Annotated in this window: 14 protein-coding genes; 5 read left to right on the top strand and 9 right to left on the bottom strand. The window is 62.4% G+C overall.

From position 1 onward, the window contains the following. Positions 1-348 precede the first annotated feature (348 nt). Positions 349-2,007, top strand: a complete 1,659-nt coding sequence (locus CN933_RS25650; protein ID WP_018097933.1) for an arylsulfatase — start codon at positions 349-351, stop codon at positions 2,005-2,007. Between the two features lie 207 nt (positions 2,008-2,214). Here the strand turns inward: CN933_RS25650 and CN933_RS25645 are convergent, their stop codons facing one another. From CN933_RS25645 to CN933_RS25610, 8 genes are all read right to left on the bottom strand, one after another. Next, the gene (locus tag CN933_RS25645) at positions 2,215-4,194 is read right to left on the bottom strand and encodes a BCCT family transporter (RefSeq protein ID WP_026168911.1); all 1,980 of its coding nucleotides are present in this window, start codon (positions 4,192-4,194) and stop codon (positions 2,215-2,217) included. 146 nt (positions 4,195-4,340) lie between these two features. After that, complete coding sequence (locus CN933_RS25640; protein ID WP_234704961.1) at positions 4,341-5,687, bottom strand: BatD family protein; 1,347 nt, start codon at positions 5,685-5,687, stop codon at positions 4,341-4,343. After that, positions 5,687-7,255, bottom strand: coding sequence for a VWA domain-containing protein (locus tag CN933_RS25635; RefSeq protein WP_102762849.1), 1,569 nt, complete (start codon positions 7,253-7,255; stop codon positions 5,687-5,689). Before CN933_RS25635 ends, CN933_RS25640 begins: the two co-directional genes overlap by 1 nt. Then, a complete protein-coding gene (locus CN933_RS25630; RefSeq protein WP_102762848.1) occupies positions 7,252-8,256 on the bottom strand; it encodes a vWA domain-containing protein in 1,005 nt (334 codons plus the stop codon). The genes CN933_RS25635 and CN933_RS25630 overlap by 4 nt, the downstream gene beginning before the upstream one ends. Continuing rightward, the gene (locus CN933_RS25625) at positions 8,243-8,764 is read right to left on the bottom strand and encodes a DUF4381 domain-containing protein (protein WP_018097928.1); all 522 of its coding nucleotides are present in this window, start codon (positions 8,762-8,764) and stop codon (positions 8,243-8,245) included. The genes CN933_RS25630 and CN933_RS25625 overlap by 14 nt, the downstream gene beginning before the upstream one ends. Continuing rightward, entirely contained in the window at positions 8,765-9,760 is a 996-nt protein-coding gene (locus tag CN933_RS25620) for a DUF58 domain-containing protein (protein ID WP_018097927.1), read from the bottom strand. It abuts the gene before it with no gap. A gap of 15 nt (positions 9,761-9,775) precedes the next feature. Continuing rightward, positions 9,776-10,747, bottom strand: coding sequence for an AAA family ATPase (locus tag CN933_RS25615; protein WP_018097926.1), 972 nt, complete (start codon positions 10,745-10,747; stop codon positions 9,776-9,778). 421 nt (positions 10,748-11,168) lie between these two features. Beyond that, positions 11,169-12,392, bottom strand: a complete 1,224-nt coding sequence (locus tag CN933_RS25610; protein WP_245425179.1) for a hypothetical protein — start codon at positions 12,390-12,392, stop codon at positions 11,169-11,171. Positions 12,393-12,723: 331 nt separating this feature from the next. Here CN933_RS25610 and CN933_RS25605 point away from each other — a divergent pair, with 331 nt between their 5' ends. From CN933_RS25605 to CN933_RS25595, 3 genes are read left to right on the top strand one after another with little or no spacing between them, the layout of a single operon-like run. After that, positions 12,724-14,517: a sensor histidine kinase gene (locus tag CN933_RS25605; protein WP_245425183.1), complete on the top strand. Its 1,794-nt coding sequence runs from the start codon at positions 12,724-12,726 to the stop codon at positions 14,515-14,517. A 9-nt stretch (positions 14,518-14,526) separates the two neighbouring features. Continuing rightward, positions 14,527-15,186 (top strand): response regulator transcription factor, encoded by a 660-nt coding sequence (locus CN933_RS25600; RefSeq protein WP_100672435.1) that lies wholly within the window; start codon positions 14,527-14,529, stop codon positions 15,184-15,186. Positions 15,187-15,200: 14 nt separating this feature from the next. After that, positions 15,201-15,602, top strand: coding sequence for a response regulator transcription factor (locus tag CN933_RS25595; protein WP_102762847.1), 402 nt, complete (start codon positions 15,201-15,203; stop codon positions 15,600-15,602). A gap of 85 nt (positions 15,603-15,687) precedes the next feature. On the opposite strand, the gene CN933_RS25590 is transcribed toward CN933_RS25595, so the two are convergent. Continuing rightward, positions 15,688-16,689: an HAD family hydrolase gene (locus CN933_RS25590; protein WP_102762846.1), complete on the bottom strand. Its 1,002-nt coding sequence runs from the start codon at positions 16,687-16,689 to the stop codon at positions 15,688-15,690. 368 nt (positions 16,690-17,057) lie between these two features. Here CN933_RS25590 and CN933_RS25585 point away from each other — a divergent pair, with 368 nt between their 5' ends. Beyond that, on the top strand, positions 17,058-17,885 hold the full coding sequence (locus CN933_RS25585) for a hypothetical protein (RefSeq protein WP_102762845.1): 828 nt from the start codon (positions 17,058-17,060) through the stop codon (positions 17,883-17,885). Positions 17,886-17,941: the final 56 nt, after the last annotated feature.

The raw sequence follows: 17,941 nt of genomic DNA, 5'->3' as shown, positions 1-17,941 counted from the left end.
CAACTCCGTTCGCCTCCGATCGCACGGTTCTGTAACGCTTTGAATTGCTGCCGTAATTTTACTCGCAAACCGCGGGTGTTTCAAGGAATCCATTAAGACGCGGAGTTTTGACGCCCGCTAGGCCTTCCATAGAGCATGACCAGCTCATGGAAACGGCAGTGACCGCCTGCTGCGCCTTCGTGCGTCCTTTCGGATATTGTAGAAAATCAAAACGGCGGCGCAACGTCCGTCGCGTTGCCCCTTGGTCCAACTTCTCTTGCCAGATGCTTCGGCCGATAATCATGCGGGCTCCAGAGTGCGCGGATCCCGCATGGCTTCGAACGCACAAGTTTAATCAAGGAGTGAAGCATGGGCCTTCCAGATGCTGAAAAGCGAAAAGACGCGACAAATTCCTTCTCGATAGATCGCCGAAGCCTTCTTCTGGGCGGGACGATCCTTGCGGCTGCAGCCGCCGCAAACGGTGCTGCAGCCGTCGGCGAGGCGAAGGCTCAGGAGCAGCCGGCGCCGGCCAATGGCAAACAGCCGAACATCCTCGTCATTTTCGGCGACGACATCGGTATTCCGCAAATCAGCGCTTACACCATGGGTCTGATGGGGTATCGCACGCCGAACATCGATCGTATCGCGGCCGAAGGCGCGATCTTTACCGACTCCTATGGACAGCAGAGCTGCACCGCAGGCCGCGCCTCCTTCATTCTCGGCCAGGAACCGTTCCGCACGGGACTGCTGACGATCGGCATGCCCGGCGACCCGCACGGGATTCAGGATTGGATGCCCACCATTGCCGACGTCATGAAGTCCAAGGGTTACGCCACGGGCCAGTTCGGCAAGAACCACCTGGGCGACCGCGACGAGCACCTGCCGACGAACCACGGCTTCGACGAGTTCTTCGGCAACCTCTACCACCTGAATGCCGAAGAGGAGCCGGAAGGTTATTTCTATCCCAAGGATCCGGAATTCCGGAAGGAGTTTGGGCCGCGCGGAGTCATCAAGGCGAGCGCCGATGGAAAGATCGAGGATACGGGGCCGCTCAACACGAAGCGCATGGAGACCGTTGACGAGGAATTTCTGGCTGCGGCAAAGGATTTCATCGATCGTCAGGCGAAGGCCGACAAGCCGTTCTTCTGCTGGTTCAACTCGACGCGCATGCATGTGTTCACCCACTTGAAGCCGGAGTCTTTGGGCAAGACCGGCAAGGGCATCCATGCCGACGGGATGGTCGAGCACGACGGCCATGTGGGTCAGCTTCTGCAGCAGCTCGACGACCTCGGCATCACCGAAAACACGATTGTGCTCTACACCACCGACAACGGCGCGGAGCTCGCTTTGTGGCCGGACGGCGCTCAGACGATGTTCCACGGAGAGAAGGGCACGACTTGGGAAGGTGGTTTCCGCATCCCGATGATGGTCCGGTGGCCGGGTGTGGTGAAGCCGGGCACGCAGATAAACGAGCCGGTGACCCTTATGGACTGGATGCCGACATTCGCGACGGCAGCCGGCATCCCGGACCTGAAGGAGCAGATGAAAAACGGCTTCCAATCCGCAGGGAAGACGTTCAAAGTTCACCTCGACGGCTATGATCTCACCGAGCTGCTGAAGGGCGAGGCCAAGGAACCTCCGCGCGAGACGGTCTACTATTTCGATCAGGGCGGTAATCTGAACGCAATACGCTGGAACGACTGGAAACTGAGCTTTGCCACGGCCAGCCACGGCAACATCGCAACCGCGACCCGCGAGGTATCCAGTTGGGCCCTGATCGCCAATCTCCGGATGGATCCCTATGAGAGGGCGATGGAGGACGGTGGTGGTGCGGTCGAGTTCCTGGCGCGCAACATGTGGCTGCTGGTGCCGATACAAGGAAAGATAAAGGAGCTGTTCGCGGACTTCGAGCAGTTCCCGTTCCAGACCGGCAGCACGCTGAACGCAAGCGGCATAAATTACGGCCTGCTGCAGCAGCAGGCGGCGCTGAAACGGCTCAAGGAGCTGGAAAGCCTGGCGCCGCGTTGATGCACGTCTTCGGAGCCCGCCGCTATCTCCAGTAGGGTGAGCAATTCAGACGAGTAACGAGGATCGCATATTCCAGCCCTATTGCGATCTTCGGGAAAGGCGGGGTAAGCCTCCGCCTTTCCTTTTCGGATATCCTGGCAATGTTCTAACCTTTTAGTCCACGCACTTCCGGACGGAAAACCGTCACACACTTTTCCTGGAAGTGCTCTATTGCTCTTCGGGCGAGGTCGCCAGCAGCGAGGACGCCGGGGACCGTACGAAGCCCGTGTATCGCTCGAACTGAAACAGAACATCGTTGATGATCTGGTTGTCCGCCATTCCCATGATGTCATAGCCGCGGCTACCGTCCGAAAAGAAGGTGCGCGCCTCGTAGCGGACATCTGCCACGGTTGCGTCATGCGCGGTGAAGGCCGGAAGTTTGTGTTCCGACATTTGCACGCCGTAGACGAAATCGCGATGGCCTTCGGCCGGAACTGTGAGGGTCAGTGCTCCGGTTTCGGCATCCCGATTGACCGAAGCCGGCCGGGACCGGCGCGTCAGTTCCTTGGCCACTGCCTCCAGGGCCGGAAGCACGGAGGCTTGCAGGAATTTCTCCACCGCCCGTTTGTCCGGCGTGCTCAAGGTCATCGCCAGGCGCCGCTGCCAGGGCACGCCGGACGCGGGATAGGCTCTTGGACCGACCGATCCGGGTGATTGTGTGCGGGCGAGATCGGCCCGCATCCCGACGAACAGCGACCAAACCAGAATGAGCATCACGAAGCTGAACGGCAGTGCCGTGGAGATCGTGGCGGATTGGAGTGCCGTCAGCCCGCCGGTGGAGAGCAGAACGGCCGCCACGATACCGCTGAGCGAACACCAGAAAATCCGCTGAAGAGCAGGTGTTGCCGTTTCTCCGCCGGACGCAATCGTGTCGATCACCAGCGAGCCGGAGTCGCTGGACGTCACGAAGAATATGCTGACGAGCAGAACCGCGAGCGTCGAGGTTACCGCGGGCCACGGCAGATATTCGAAGAACTGGAAAAGGGCGACCGAAAGGTCCGCCTTCACGTCGCGCGCCAGCTCGCCGTTGGCGATCGTCGTGTCCACGTAGATCGCCGTGTTTCCAAAGACCGTCATCCAGAGGAAAGTGAACAGGGCGGGTACGAAGAGGACGGCGGTGACGAACTCTCTCACGGTACGCCCACGGGAAATGCGCGCGATGAACATGCCGACGAAGGGTGACCAGGAAATCCACCATGCCCAATAGAACAGGGTCCAGCTGTCGATCCACGGACGCGGCTCGTAGGCATAGATGTTGAAGGTTCGCAAAACCAGGCTATCGAGGTAGAGACCGATGTTCTGGACGAAGTCGCGCATGAGCGTGCCCGTCGGTCCGACCACGAGCACGAAGAGCATCAGCATTACTGCCAGGAACAGATTGGTCTCGCTGAGAATGCGGACACCCTTTTCGACGCCGCTGACCACCGAGACCGTCGCTATTGCCGTGACCACGGTCACGAGCAGGAGCTGGACGTAGATCGACTGGGGGACACCCAACAAATAATTCAGTCCGGAGTTTATCTGAAGGACTCCGAATCCGAGCGAGGTTGCGAGCCCGAACATTGTCCCGCAGATCGCGAAAATATCCACGACATGTCCGATCGGCCCGTGAATACCCTCCTTGAGGAGCGGGTAGAGGCCGGATCGGACGGTCAGGGGTAAGTTGTACCGGTATCCGAAATAGGCGAGTGACAGCCCGACGACCGAGTATATCGCCCAGGCGTGCACCCCCCAATGGAAGAAGGTTACGCTCATTGCCTCGCGCTGGGCTGCGATCGTCAGCGGTTCGGCTTCCGGCGGCGAAGCAAAATGCGTCATCGGCTCGCCGACGGCAAAATACATGAGGCCAATGCCCATGCCGGCGGCGAACAACATGGCGATCCAGGACAGGTACCTGAATTCGGGTTCTGAATCGTCCGGCCCGAGCTTCAGCTCGCCGTAGCGGCTGAACGCCAGAAAGAGCATCGAAAACAGAAAGATCGCGACCGCGAGCAGGTAGAGCCAACCGAAACCGGACAGGATCGCAGATTGCATTCCGCTGAAAATCGCTTCAGCTCTCTTAGGCGCAACCACACCTATCCCGACGAACAGAGCGATGACGCCTACCGAACCCACGAACACCGGCATATTCACTTTGAGATACTGCACTTAATGCCACCTCCCCACAGATTCTGCGCCCACGAGCGGACGAGGAAAAGCACGTGTGATCTCCCTCGAATCCCTTCCGGCATAGTAGCACGCCTGCCCATCGCACCGACGCATCGATGAGACGACCCGGTTTCGTATTCGTCGCATCAGGGCATGGTCGGGTTGAGTGGGTGCAAGGCGGGCTCGCGTCGTCGGGGCGCCTTCTCTCCTTGAGCCAGCCAGATCTTCCGTGCCTTTTTCAGCCCCGGAAGGAGCAGGTCTCCGCGCACCGGCGCGGAAGATGCCTTCGCAAGGCCGTAAAGCCTTCCTTGCCGGGCCCGGTAGACCTGCTGCGTTTCGGCGTCGGCAAATCGTTCGAGCCAGAATTCGAGCGGCATCACTGCCGCCTTGCGCGACCAGGCGTCGAGCGCGCGCGCGATGGCCTCGTCCGAGCCGCTCCTGCAGGCCTGCTCCACCTGACGGAAAAATGCCGGTTCCGATTGCCGCTCTTTCGAGCGGCGTTCCTGCCACCATGCTTCCAGCCGACTCAGTCCGTTGGCCGCAGCCCAAAGGACGAGGGCAGTGAGCAACACGCCACCGCCGATCACAGTCAGCCGCAGCCAGTCGAAGGGCGGGCGTTGCGGCTCGGCCGCCGGAGGCGCGATGGCCGGGGAGTGGGAGGCCGCGGCTGCAACGGTCACGTTTACGGCGGGTGCGCTTGCCGATTGCGTCGCCGCGGAGGCCGGGTCGAACCAGCTCAGGGCCACCGCGGGCAGGACATAGGTGCCGGGCTCCCGGAAGAGATAGCTTGCAACATCCTTGCGGATACCCGCAATTGACTGGCCGTTGCGGTCCGTTTCTTCCGAAAGTGCGGGATCCTGCCGGTAGAGGCGTACCCCGTCCGGGGCTGAAAAATCCGGCTCGGGGATCATCATGGCGCGAAGGCCTACGGCGCGCACGGCGATCGTCCGGACCAGAGTGTCCCCCGCCTTCAGAGCTGCCGGATCCCGGTCGAGTTCCTGGCTGATGCTGACCTTTGCGGCGACCACACCGGGACGTTCTCCGGCATCCGCGGGTGCTTCCCGAACGGTGAAGCGAAGCGGTGGAAGCGTAACTTCGCCGCGGGTGGCCTGAGGGGGTACTGCCGCATAGCCGAAAGTGATCACGGCAGGAGGCAAGGTGAAATCGCCCGACGATTGAGCCGTGACGATATAGGTGCGGCGAATGCCGGAGTAAGCGGTCCCGTCGATCGTTTCGTTGAGGTTGAGCGCCCGCCCGTCGTCAAGCGTCACGATCGCGCCCGGAAGGTCGATCGCGGGGAACTGCGGTGGCTGGAGGAAGTAATTCGGGACAAGCACGTCGACGTCTATGAGAATTTGCTGACCGGCATAGAGCGTTCCCTCCGACTGCAATGCGGCCCGGGCGAGCGGATCGGCGGATAGCGCCGGACCGGCGGCAGCGATCCAGCAGAACAGCGCTGCAACGAGTTGACACAAACGGGACGCTGGTGTCATCATTGTCGCTCCCCTTCCGATGCCTCGATCGCGAACTTGCGTGCGAGAAGGGCGGCCGGCGAAACCTGGATGTTGCGCATCCACATCTCCGCCGTCTGCGCGCCGGCCTGGACCTTACCCTCCTTGCCGTGCTTGGCCTTGTCGTCGAACTGTACTTCGTCCGGGTCCAGTCCGGCGGCCTCCTGCTGCTTTTCCTCTTCCTGCTTGTCCTTCTCCTTCTTGCGCCGTTGCGCAAGCGCCAGATTGGTCTTTGCCTCGGTCCAATCGGCGCGCTGCTTGAGAGCCTGCTGGTAGGCGGCGATCGCTTCGTCGGGTTTGTCCAGATGCATCAGGGCGTTGCCTTGATTGAAATAGCTCTCCGGTGCCGTGGATTGGGCAAAGGCGTCGATCGCGTCCTGATAACGGCCGGCGCGATAGAGCGAAACACCGCGCCATTGCGGCTCGGCGAAGTGTTCTGCCGCGGCGGCATAGTCGCCGCGGGAGAAAGCGCGCTGTCCCTGCTGGTCGGGCGTCAGCCACATGTCCACGAAATCTGCCGCCTCCCCCCGCCCGGACATGGCGAACGACAGGAGCAACACGACGGCCCCGAGCCAACGGACGCTCTGACCCCGGCGGAAGGTGAACGCGACCAGGATCGCGACCGCGATGGTCAGGTACCAGCCCATATCGCGCCAACGGGTAAGACCCTCCTCCGTTCTTTGTGCGAAGGACGTCTGTATGCGCCGGACGATCCAGTCGACGTCGCCATCATCCAGGGTGACCGTCGCCACCTGCGCAGAGGAGGCCGACTGGAGTTCCTTCAAGGCGTCGACATCGAGCCGTGCCTGAACGCGGGCGCCGCTGCCGTCCGTCAGATATTCTCCGCTGCCGATTTTCACCGGGCCGCCTTCTTCGGTGCCGATGCCCAGCACCATCAGGTCGTTGCGCCCCTTATATTGCGAGAATGCGGCAAATGCGCCCTGCTCGACGCCATCGGTCAGAAACAGGATCGTGCCCGGCGCCGGCTCGGCGGCCAGGGCCGCCTCGGCGGCTTCGAGGGCCATGGCGGTGTCCTTGCCTTCGACGGGCATGAGGGCTGGCGACAGGGCCGCGAGATAGGTGGCGATAAGCGACGCGTCCTCGGTCAGGGGCAGCACCATGTGGGCCGAGCCGGCATAGGCGAACAATGCCGTCCGGGCGCCTTTCCGTCTGGCCATGATGTCGCGCACCTTGAGCTTGGCGCGCTCCAGCCGCGTCGGCGAGATGTCGGTCGCATTCATCGTTCGGCCCAAGTCGACCGCGATCGCGAGCGGCGCCGTGTCTTCGACGAAGGGCGGAGGCTCGCGTTCCCATGTCGGACCCGCCGCGGCAAGGCCCGAGAGGGCAATCAGGCCGGCCACCAGATAGATGGGCCGGAACGTGCGCGCCTGGCCGCGGTCGACGAGGAGGTGATCGAGCAGATTGGGCGCGATCAGGTGCTTCCAGCGGGAGCGCATATCCGATTGCCGGCGCATGAGCCATACGAGCAGTCCCGCCGCCAGGACCGCAAGCAGCCACCACGGGCGAAGGAAGTGGAAATCGGCGATCATGCTTCTGCCTCGCTGTTACGCCTGCGGGCGGCGCGGATCGACAACAGCCACATCAAGCCGTGATAGCCGAGCACGAGGAGAACGGCGGCACCCAGCGGGTAGTGGAACAGCTCGATGCGTGGCCGCCAGCTCAGCGTCTTCTGGTTCGCCGGCGTGATGCTGTCGAGCACAGCGTAGATATCTGCAAGCGCCTGCTGGTCCTGGCCGAAGAAATATCGCCCTCCGGTCGCAGAGGCGATCTTCTGCAGAACTGCCGTGTCGAGCTTCTCCTCTCCTTCGGCATTTGGATCGCCGATGCCGATCGCATGGATGCGGATGTTGTTCTGACCCGCGATCTCGGCTGCCTTGTCGGGCGGCATCTTGCTTGCGGTGTCGTTGCCGTCGGTCAGGACCACCAGCACTTTGTCGGGCGCCCGGCTCTCCTTGAACAGCTTGATCGACAGCCCGATCGCGTCGCCCAGCGCGGTTCGCGGGCCGGCCATTCCGGGCAAGCCGCCCGTCAGCATGGATCGGACGGTCGTATGATCCATGGTGAAGGGAACGAGCGGGTAGGGAGCGTCGCCGAAGGCGATCAAGCCGAGCCGATCATGCGGGCGGCGCTCGACGAAGTCGGCGACCACGGCCTTTACCGCATCGACCCGCGCCTCGAGATTACCCTGCGGATCGCTGAAGTCGCGCGTGTCCATCGATTGGGAAAGGTCGAGGGCGAGCATGAGATCGCGCTGCGGCTCGGTCTTCTCGATCGGCGGCTCGACGAATTGCGGGCGGGCGAGCGCCGTCAGTACCAGAAGCCAGCAGATCGGTGCGAGGATCTTTTGGAGCAGGTTGGCACGCGGCACGACCGAGCCTTCCGTCGGGCCGATGCCTGCGGCCCTGGTGATATCCTCGAAGAAGGGAATGCGCACCGCCGGCGTCTGCTCCCGGTATGGCGGCAGCAGCCACCAGACGAGAAGGGGCGCGGGCAGGAGCACGAGGAGCCAGGGATGGTCAAGGACGTACATCGTGGGCCTCGATCCATTGGCGTGCCGCCGCGAGGCTCCGACGCGTCGTAGCCTCGTCCGTCGAGGCTAGCGCCGACGGGCGGTATTCGCTCTCGGCGAAGAAACGACAGGCTTCGTCATCCAGCCTCGCCGTGCCGGCATGTGCGCGGAGGAAATCGGACCAGCCTTCACCGCTGAGGGAGGCGACCGTTTCCCTCTGCCAGGCCGCGAGCGCAGTGCGCTTGAGAAGCGCGGGCAGGCTCTGCAGGGCGTGTCTGCGCCCGGCCGGCGTGTCGATGGCCTTCTCCAGATAGGAGAGTTCCGCGAGCGCTTCCCGGCGATAACGGTTCCGTGCGCGTCGGCGCAGCCAACGCCAAAGGAGCGCGGCGAGGACGAGCGCCACCGCCGTGATGAGTGCTGCCCAGCCCCAGGTGGCCGGCATCATCGATACGTGCGGCGGCAAGGCGATATCGGCCATCTGCCGCAAGGTGGCGTCGAGCATCGGATCGGGCGCGGGGGTCGGGTCCATCTACCGCCTCCTTTGCCGCCAGGCAAGTTGGCCGAGGAGCGTGCGCAATTGCGGTGCCACTTCTTCGGCCGCGGAGACAGGCAGCATGGGCAGCCCCATCTCCTCCTGCCACGAAAGCAGTTCGCGGCCCCTGTTGCGCGCAAAACTGTCTACCGCATCGCGAACATTGCCGCGGCCGAACTGCAACTCGGCCTGAAGCGCGCCGCCGCTCACGACCATTTCGCCCTGGCGCGGCAGGTCGAGGAGGAAAGGATCGTAGACGAGGACGGCAATGACGTCGTTTGCGACGGACATTCGCAAGAGAAGATCGCGTGTCTCCGGCCCATGCCCGTCGAAATCACTGACGACAATGATCAGATGGTCGTGCCGGGCGAGGGCTGCGACGCTGCCGAGAACGGCATTCAGTTGACCGGGCGACCTCTCGATGTCGGAATCTGCGCTGAGCGCATTGTTCTGGATCGAAATCGTTTCGGCGAAACGGATGACGGCCCCGCGGCTCCGGTGCGGCCGGATGGCTTCCTGCTTCACGTCGTTGAAGACCACGCCGCCGACGCGATCGCCGAGCGTCATCACGCGCCAGGCGCATAGCGCCGCAACCTCGGCCGCGGCTACCGATTTCATCGACCGGCGGCTTCCGAAGAACATGTTGGTGCGCTGGTCGACGACGATGAGGGCGGGGCGGTCCTTCTCTTCGTTATAGACGCGCACGAATGGCTGCCCGGTGCGGGCAGTGACGCGCCAGTCGATCGTTCGGACATCGTCCCCCGGCATATAGGTTCGAAGTTCCTCGAAGCTCAGGCCACGACCGCGCATGCGCGATTCATGGCGCCCGGCGAGGAAGCGGCGAACGGGGGCCTTGCGCAGGAACGTCAGGTCGGTGGCGATCGATTCCAGCGCCACGAGATTGTCGACGGAAACGTAGGCGCCATCCGTATCGCCTGCGGCCCGGCATACGATCTCCTTCGTTCTTCCGAATGCGGGCAGAGAAATTGCCATCGCAAGTCCTCCCGATCAGGCGGTTGCCACTTTCTCCACGATCCGGTCGACGGCCTGATCCGCGGTGATCCCGCCGGCATGGGCCTCGTAGGAGAGCACGAGCCTGTGGCGGAATACGTCGTGGACGATCGCCTGGACGTCGTCCGGCGTCACGAAATCCCGACCCTTCAACCAGGCGTGAGCACGCGAGACCTTGTCGAGCCCGATCACGCCTCGCGGACTGGCGCCGACCTGGATCCATTTGGCGAGTTCCGGATCGATCTTGTCAGGATAGCGCGTCGCCATGACGAGCGCGACGATATAGTCCTCGACCGCCTTGGAGACGGCAACCTCCGATATCTCGCTTCGCGCGGCGAGCACCACCTCGGCGGCGAGCTTCTGCACCTCTGTGCTCTTTGCGTGCGGCGCTTTTTCCTCGGAACGGACGAGCTCCATGATTGCGACTTCCGAATTCGCATCCGGATAGTCGACGCGGACATGCATCAGGAACCGGTCGAGCTGAGCCTCGGGCAGGGGATAGGTACCCTCCTGCTCGATCGGGTTCTGCGTTGCCATGACCAGGAAGAGGGCCGGCAGCGGGTGGCTCTTGCCGCCGACCGTGACCTGCCGTTCCTCCATCGCCTCCAGTAGCGCCGACTGCACCTTTGCCGGCGCGCGGTTGATCTCGTCGGCGAGGATCAGATTGGCGAAGACCGGCCCCTGCTGGAATTTGAACTCGCCCTTGCCGCCTTCGCTGAAATACACTTCGGAGCCGGTAATGTCGGAGGGCAGCAGGTCGGGGGTGAACTGGATGCGCGACAGGCTGGCCTCGAGGTTCTTGGCGAGGCTCTTGATCGCCCTGGTCTTGGCAAGCCCGGGCAGGCCCTCGACAAGAAGGTGGCCGTTGCCGAGCAGGCCGAGCAGAAGACGCTCGATCATAGCTTCCTGGCCGATGATCGATTGCCCGATCCTTTTGCCGAGTGCTTGAATGTCTTCCCGGTTTCCCATCGCGTTCCCCTCTGTCCATTCGCGTACGCATTTTACCCATTCGAGCAGTCGGTTTCGATGCACGGCACGTGCACGTGAAGGTTGCATCAATAAGCGCCAAGCTTCCCTTGGTACGCGTTGACTTGCCAGCATCGCGGCCAGGGCGACCACCACAGGCCCAATGAGCGGCAGCAATACGTTCGAGATTCCCGAACTGGAACTTGCCAATCCAGTATCCGCCCGCCAGCGCCAGAAAAAACGCTATTTTCGGGAGACTGATGCAGAAGGGACTGGATGAATGTCACTGATGCTCCCATCGGAAACGGTAAAAATAGAATGTGCGTGCAACGAATGGTCGGCAACGCGTCGTAAGATGACCACACTCAAACTGCCGGGATTGGCTCGGCTCGGCGCCCGGGACCTTGAGACCACTCCGCCTCCTTTAAAGGAGGAGCAGCTTCTTCATCACTGAGAAAACCTCCTTGTAGGGCAGTTTCGTCGCGCCGGCGACGGCAAAGGGAATGAGCGCCGCTGCGGCCACCGGCACCACCGCCGCGCGGCTGACCAGCACCGTCTTAAGCTTCTGCGTCGCATCGAACAGCTTGCTCGGATCTGCAATCTCGTCTGCCGGCTCTGGCGTGGGGTCCTCGAAGATATTGCGGCCCACCGCCTTGCGTTCGGCGGCCCGGTGGTAGCGTGTCGCCTGGGCGCCGAGCAATGCCAGGCCGTCCTGCTTCAGGCGGGAGAGCGGAGGTGTGAAGGCGGAAAGCGGATAGGCGAAAAAGGCGATCACGATTGCGAGCCAGCCGGTCATGACCATGCTGAACGTCGTCATGGAGAGACCCTCCTGGAGGAGGTTCTTTGCGATTGCGGCCGCAATTGCCGAACTCATCCCGAAGACGAAGAAGACGTAAGCGTTCGGGTATTGGGCGATGAAGGCCAATCCGCCCTTTCCGTCCGGATGGGTCGCGACGAGCCGAAGGTCGAGCCCGGCGATACGGCGCAAAAGGTGCGCCCAGACGAGGTGCCGCCACATGCCCCTGAGAAAGAGAAAGACGAAGAGGGGAAGGCTGACGCAGATCGACCACCAGCCGGCCGCAGAAATCCTGTTGCCTTCGGGCCGGTGCTCGACCGCCCAGGAGGAAACGTTGACCGTATGGAAGTTGAGGTAGGAAAGGGCTGCGGCGAAGATTGCGACCACGAGACATACGAGTTCCGCCCGTCGCGAGTCACGTTGACGCAGCGCCTCCGACAGTTCGCGCGTGGCCTGGGCCATCGCGGTCGGCGCGATTATCGGGGCACGCACGAACTGCGCCAGGCGAGCCCTGAGACCCCGTTCGACCTGCTGCTCTGCCAGAACGAAGGCGCCGATGCCGATGAAGAACTTCGCCCACACTCCGGGGTCGGCGAGATAGGCGTTGTGGCTGTGGTCAAGAGAGAAGCTGCGCGGAATGCCGAGCAGGAATGGCACGCCCCAGGCCAGTGCAACGAAGAGAACGGCTCTCGTTCCCGCCCGAAGCGTGTTTTCCCGCAGCAGCCTCAGTTGCGCCTGCAACTCGAAAAAGGGTCCGCCATGCGACGCGCGGAAATTGGCGAGGCTGGCCGATGGGGAGTTCCCTACCGCGTCATTATTCGCCGACGGATGTGCAGCACCGTTCACGCTCATGACCACCATAGTTCATCGCTCAAAAACGGGGCCGGCACTCGCATATGCCGACGAGCCCGTAATTTATCCATCAGCGATTTTCGGGATGAGTGATAGATGGACCAAGGGCCAACTCGGGTCCGCCGGTTCTTCCGCCTGCCGATTGTGGCTCGAATACCCCTAAAACTTCATGGCTTGCAATTGAGCCAAGCAGGCCGCACAACGGTAAATAGTCACCGGCTTGACATGTATATCCGTCACTATTCGGTGGGCCGGTTGGTTGATGAATGGAGTACGGCCAGGGGGCATGGTGCTGCGACTTCGACCGCGAGCGGTCATTCTTAGTTTGTTCGTGCTGTTGGCGATGGCCTTTGGTGGCCGTGCCGATCATCCCAAGCGCGTGCTGCTGGTCTATGAAAGCGAAAGTACGCTCCTCGCCGCCGAGCAGATCGCCTCGGGCTTCCACGAGTATATGGAAGCGAACGCGCCGGAACACATCGAATACTATACGGAATATCTCGACACCCTTCGCTTTTCGACGGCGGAGCACCGAGCCCGGCTTGCAGGTTTTCTGGAAGCTAAATACCGTCCGTTGAACCTGGATGTCGTGGTGGCCGCAGGCCCCGGGGCGCTGCGGTTCGTCGTGGAGACTCGTGAGCGTTTCGCCAGGAACGTCCCCGTCGTCTTCGGTGCGGTCACGGAGAGTTCCGCGGCCGCCGGAAGCCTTCCCGCCGACGTCAAGGGCGTGATCAGCCGATTCGATCTGGCCAAGACCGTTCAGCTGGCCAGTCGTCTTCAGCCGCAGGCACGCAAACTCACGGTCATGTACGGCTCGGCGCCGTTCGACCGGCGATGGGGCGACACCGCGTTCGCCGTGCTGGGGAAGCGTTACGCCGGCCTCGACGTCGAATATGTCTCCGGTCTCTCGCTCGACGGCTTCCGGAGCACGGCCGCCGGCCTTTCCTCCGACACGGCCCTCGTCATACTCACCGTCTTTGAGGATGCCGAGGGCACGAAATTCGTTCCTCGCGACGCGGCAGCCGCGATAACGGAAGCATCGAATGCGCCCGTCTACTCGGTCTATGGTTCCTATTTCGGCCCGAAAGTCGTAGGCGGTCACGTGGGCACGTTCCAGTCTATCGGAGCGCAGATGGCGGCGCTTTCGCTCGACATCCTACGCGGTGATCATTCGGCGCCCCAGACCACCCCCGCACGTGAGGCGGCGGTCGTCGATTGGGGCGCAGTCCAGCATTGGGGGATCGACGATGTTCTGATACCCGACGGCGCAGAAATCGTGGGCTTCGAGCCAAGCGCCTGGGAGCGTTACCGCATGCCCATCAGCGCGGCACTCCTGGTGATGGCGGCGCAAATGCTGACGATCGCCGCGCTCGTCTACCAGAACCAGCGGGGTCGCAGGCTCGAAGCGACGCTCGCCTCCGAACGTATCGAGCTTGCACACCTTTCCAGACGGTCGCAACTCGGAGAGCTCTCCGGCGCCTTCGCGCATGAACTGACGCAACCGCTTACCTCCATTCTCGCCAACGCCGAGTCGGGGCAGAAGATCGCCAGCGAGCCGGCGCCGGACATGGAAGAAATCCGTGCGATCTTCGATGATATCGTCGCAGACGACAGACGCGCCTCCTCGGTGATTTCGCAGTTGCGCAGCATGATGCTGAAGGGTGAGTCCTCACAGGAAATCCTCGACCTCAACGAGGCCGTACGCCAGACCGTCGCTTTGGCGCGGGCGGAGATGGTGGCGCGCCGCACCGAGGTGGAGGTCCAGGATGATTGGGCGAGCGTGCGCGTCAAGGCCAACCTCGTTCAGCTTCAGCAGGTGATCCTGAACCTGCTCGTGAATGCGGCGGATGCGATGAATGACATCCCGCCAAAGCAACGGCGGGTTGAAATAGCGGTTGCGAAAGGCAAGAATGGGTATTGTGAATTGTCCGTCGAGGACATGGGACCCGGCATTCCCGCTGAGATGCGCAGCGAGGTGTTCAAGCCGTTTGTGAGCTCGAAGAAGGGCGGCCTCGGTCTCGGCCTCGCCATCTGCCGGAGCATCGTCGAGGCGCAGGGCGGGAGGTTGTTCTTCGACGATGCCGCAAAACGGGGAGCGCGGGCCGTGGTTATTCTGCCGTCAGCCTAGAGGTGTCTTATGGGGGAAAACGCCGGAAAAGTACTGCTGCTGGACGACGACGAATCCGTGCTGCGGTCTCTGAGGAGGCTGCTTTCGGCTTCGGGTTACCTGGTGGCGGTGTACCGGGACGCCGGCGCGTTCCTGGCATCCGAGGATCTCCACACGGCCGATTGCGTCATACTGGATCTAAGCCTGCCGGACTCCGACGGGTTTCGCGTGCAGGAGGCGCTCGCAGCGGCTGGCGGAAGCCAGTCCATCGTTTTCCTGACGGGCAGGGGCGATATTCCGGCAAGTGTGCGTGCGATGAAGGCGGGTGCCGTCGACTTCCTGACGAAGCCCGTCGAGGCGGAAACGCTGCTGGCTGCCGTAAACGTGGCGCGCCAGCGCGCACGCTCCTGGCGTGAGACGGAAGAGAAGAAGGCGAGCGTGGTGAGGCGGCTCGAAAGCCTGACCGCCCGGGAAACGCAGGTCATGCATCTTGTCGTGGCCGGCCTGCTCAACAAGCAGATAGCGGCCGATCTCGGGACGGTCGAAAAGACCATCAAGGTTCATCGCGGCCGTATGATGGCGAAACTGGGCGTACGAACGGTCGCCGACCTCGTTCGCCTGGTCGCTGTTGCAGACCCGCCTGCCGGTGGCATTGGTCCCAAGTCCAACTACGATCAGCCAGGGCCTTGATATATGAATGATGGATGAGCGAGGGTCAGCGTATCATTGCCATTGTCGATGACGACGAGCTGGTTCGTCGCGCGCTTTGCCGACTCGTGCTGTCGCTGTCCTTCAAGCCGGTGGCGTTCGCCTCCGGCGAGATGTTCCTCGAGGAACTCGAAGAGGCCAAGCCGTCCTGCGTACTGCTTGATTTTCACATGCCGAACATGAACGGGCTCGACATATTGCACGAGCTCAGGGGAAGGCAGCCAAGGCTTGCCGTAATCGTCATAAGCGGCGCGGATGAAGAGGGGGTGCGTGAGAGCTGCATGCGCGCGGGCGCCGCGGGTTTCCTTAACAAGCCGCTCTCCCGCGCCTCGCTGTCAGCGGCAATCGACGACCTGCGAGACGAACGCCGACCGATATCGGCGCCACGCTCCCGATAGACCCGGTGAACGGAATGAGTGTTTCCCTCCGGAAGTGCATTTCGCATGAGAGACGGTAGCTCCGCCTTCTGGGTTATCGCTCACTTCACTCCGGGTAAACCACCTTCCAGTCATTCTTGACGCTCACGATCGTCCAGCCGCGCGCAGACGCCTCGTCGAGGCCGCGTGCGAGGCGGCCGAAATGGGAGTCGCGATCATAGGCGTTTTCCCGCTGCGCGTCGTCGTGGTGAACGATCAGGCCAAAGCTGCGCCCGGGGCCGGAGGTTGTCCATTCCAGCATCTCGAAGTCGCCGTCGGAATTTCCAAAGGCGGCGATCGGCCGTCGGCCGATGAACTTGTGGATGCCGACGGGCTTGCCCGGACCGTCGTCAATGAAGTCGATTTCGGGCAGACGCGTGATCGCCGGATGGCCGTCCCGCAGTTCGTACTTGGTCTTGATGCTGGAGCCGACGACGTTTTCCGGGGGGATCCCGTACACGCGTTCAGTCCACGGGCGCATGAACTCCACTCCGCCACCCGAGACGATGAAGACTGCGAACTCGTTCGCCTTCAGATAGTCGATCAGTTCGACCATCGGCTGAAAGATGTGTGCGGTATAGGGTTTGCCCGATGTCGGATGCCGAGAGCCTTCGATCCAATCGGAGACGATCTTCTCGAATTCCTCGGCGGACATGCCGGCGTGGGTTGCGGCGACGAGTTCCAGCAGTCCACGCTCGCCGCTGGCCGCGACGCCGGCCATGTCCCCGGAGAGCACTGATTTGAACGGTTCCGTCGTCTGCCATTCCGGGTGCTGCGGCGCCAGCTGCCTGACGCGGTCGAGCGCGAAAGCAAGCTGCACATACATGGGCTGTTCGCCCCAGAGCGTCCCGTCATTGTCGAACACTGCAATGCGGGCCGCAGGCTCGACGAAATCGGGGCTGCCTTTCGTCGTCGTCGCCGCCACGAACTTTAGGATACGCGCCTTTGCGTCGCCCTCGGCCCATGAGGGCAAGGTCTCGGTGCCTTCGGCCAGTGCATGACGAACCGAGGAGCTCGCGGCTGTCAAAGCGACGATTTTCAAGGCCGAGCGGCGGCTGATCTCGAACATGATCTATCTTCCTGAACTGACGTTGACGATGAACGAACGCCCTGGGCGACGAGGACGTCGAGGCTTCCGAATGTACGCGCCGGCATGCCGGCCGCGGATCGAACGCAGTGGCAAAAGGCATTCCTTCGCAGACGCACGCCGACAATATCATTCGGCTGTTTGCGGAGCAGCGATAGTTGGACCAAAGGCCAACTTGCCGCTGTTCAATTCGCCACGTATCCGCAAGTAATGCCAGTGGTGCAACTACTTTCCGCGCTAGCGTTCTACCAAGGGAAGTCCGGTAGTTATTCTTGCAATCGGACGGACGTGCAGGCAGGGAGACATCTTGGATGACGCTCGACAGAAAACGATCAGAAGGAGCAGGTCGGGTGCGTAGGGCAGGAACATCGGCGCCGACCTTCCCGCGTGCAGCGGCGCTTGCCATTGCGGTCGCGGCGGGTTGCGGCGTTGCCCAGGCACAGGATTCCTCCGGCGCCGACCTCGCCAAGCAGCTGTCGAACCCAATCGCCTCGCTCATCAGCGTTCCGTTCCAACTGAACTACGACCGTGGTTTCGGACCGGATGACGGGCACCGGGTCACCTTGAACGTGCAGCCGGTGATACCGATCAGCCTCAATGAAGACTGGAACCTGATTTCGCGAACGATCTTGCCGATCATCTCTCAGGACGACATTGCCGGGCCTTCCGGCGATCAGTTCGGACTGGGCGATACCGTGCAGAGCTTCTTCTTCTCGCCCAAGGAGCCGACGGCGGGCGGGATCATCTGGGGTGTCGGTCCCGTCTTTCTCATTCCGACAGCCACGGACGATCTGCTCGGCAGCGAGAAATGGGGCATCGGACCGACGGCCGTCGTCTTGAAGCAGGATGGCCCATGGACCTATGGCGCTCTGGCAAATCACATCTGGTCCTTCGCAGGCAATGACGACAGGGCCGATGTCAACTCGACCTTCCTGCAGCCCTTCGTCTCCTACACGACACCGGACGCCTGGACATTCGCGCTCAACACCGAAAGCACCTATGACTGGGAAAGCGACGAGTGGTCCGTCCCGGTCAACTTCCAGGTGTCCAAGCTGGTCAAGTTCGGCGAGCAGCCGGTGAGTATTACTGCCGGCGCCCGTTACTGGGCGGCCGCACCGGACAACGGGCCGCAGGGCTGGGGCGCACGCCTCGCCGTCACCTTCCTTTTCCCGAAGTGAGGTGGGCCCGCGAAGAGCTCCAGAGCGCTTCGCAACGAGTTCAGCGGCGCCATGGC

The sequence above is a fragment of the Sinorhizobium sp. M4_45 genome, assembly GCF_002885915.1.
GTDB classification, from domain to species: domain Bacteria; phylum Pseudomonadota; class Alphaproteobacteria; order Rhizobiales; family Rhizobiaceae; genus Sinorhizobium; species Sinorhizobium meliloti_A.
This window is presented reverse-complemented; position numbering and strand designations above follow the sequence as displayed.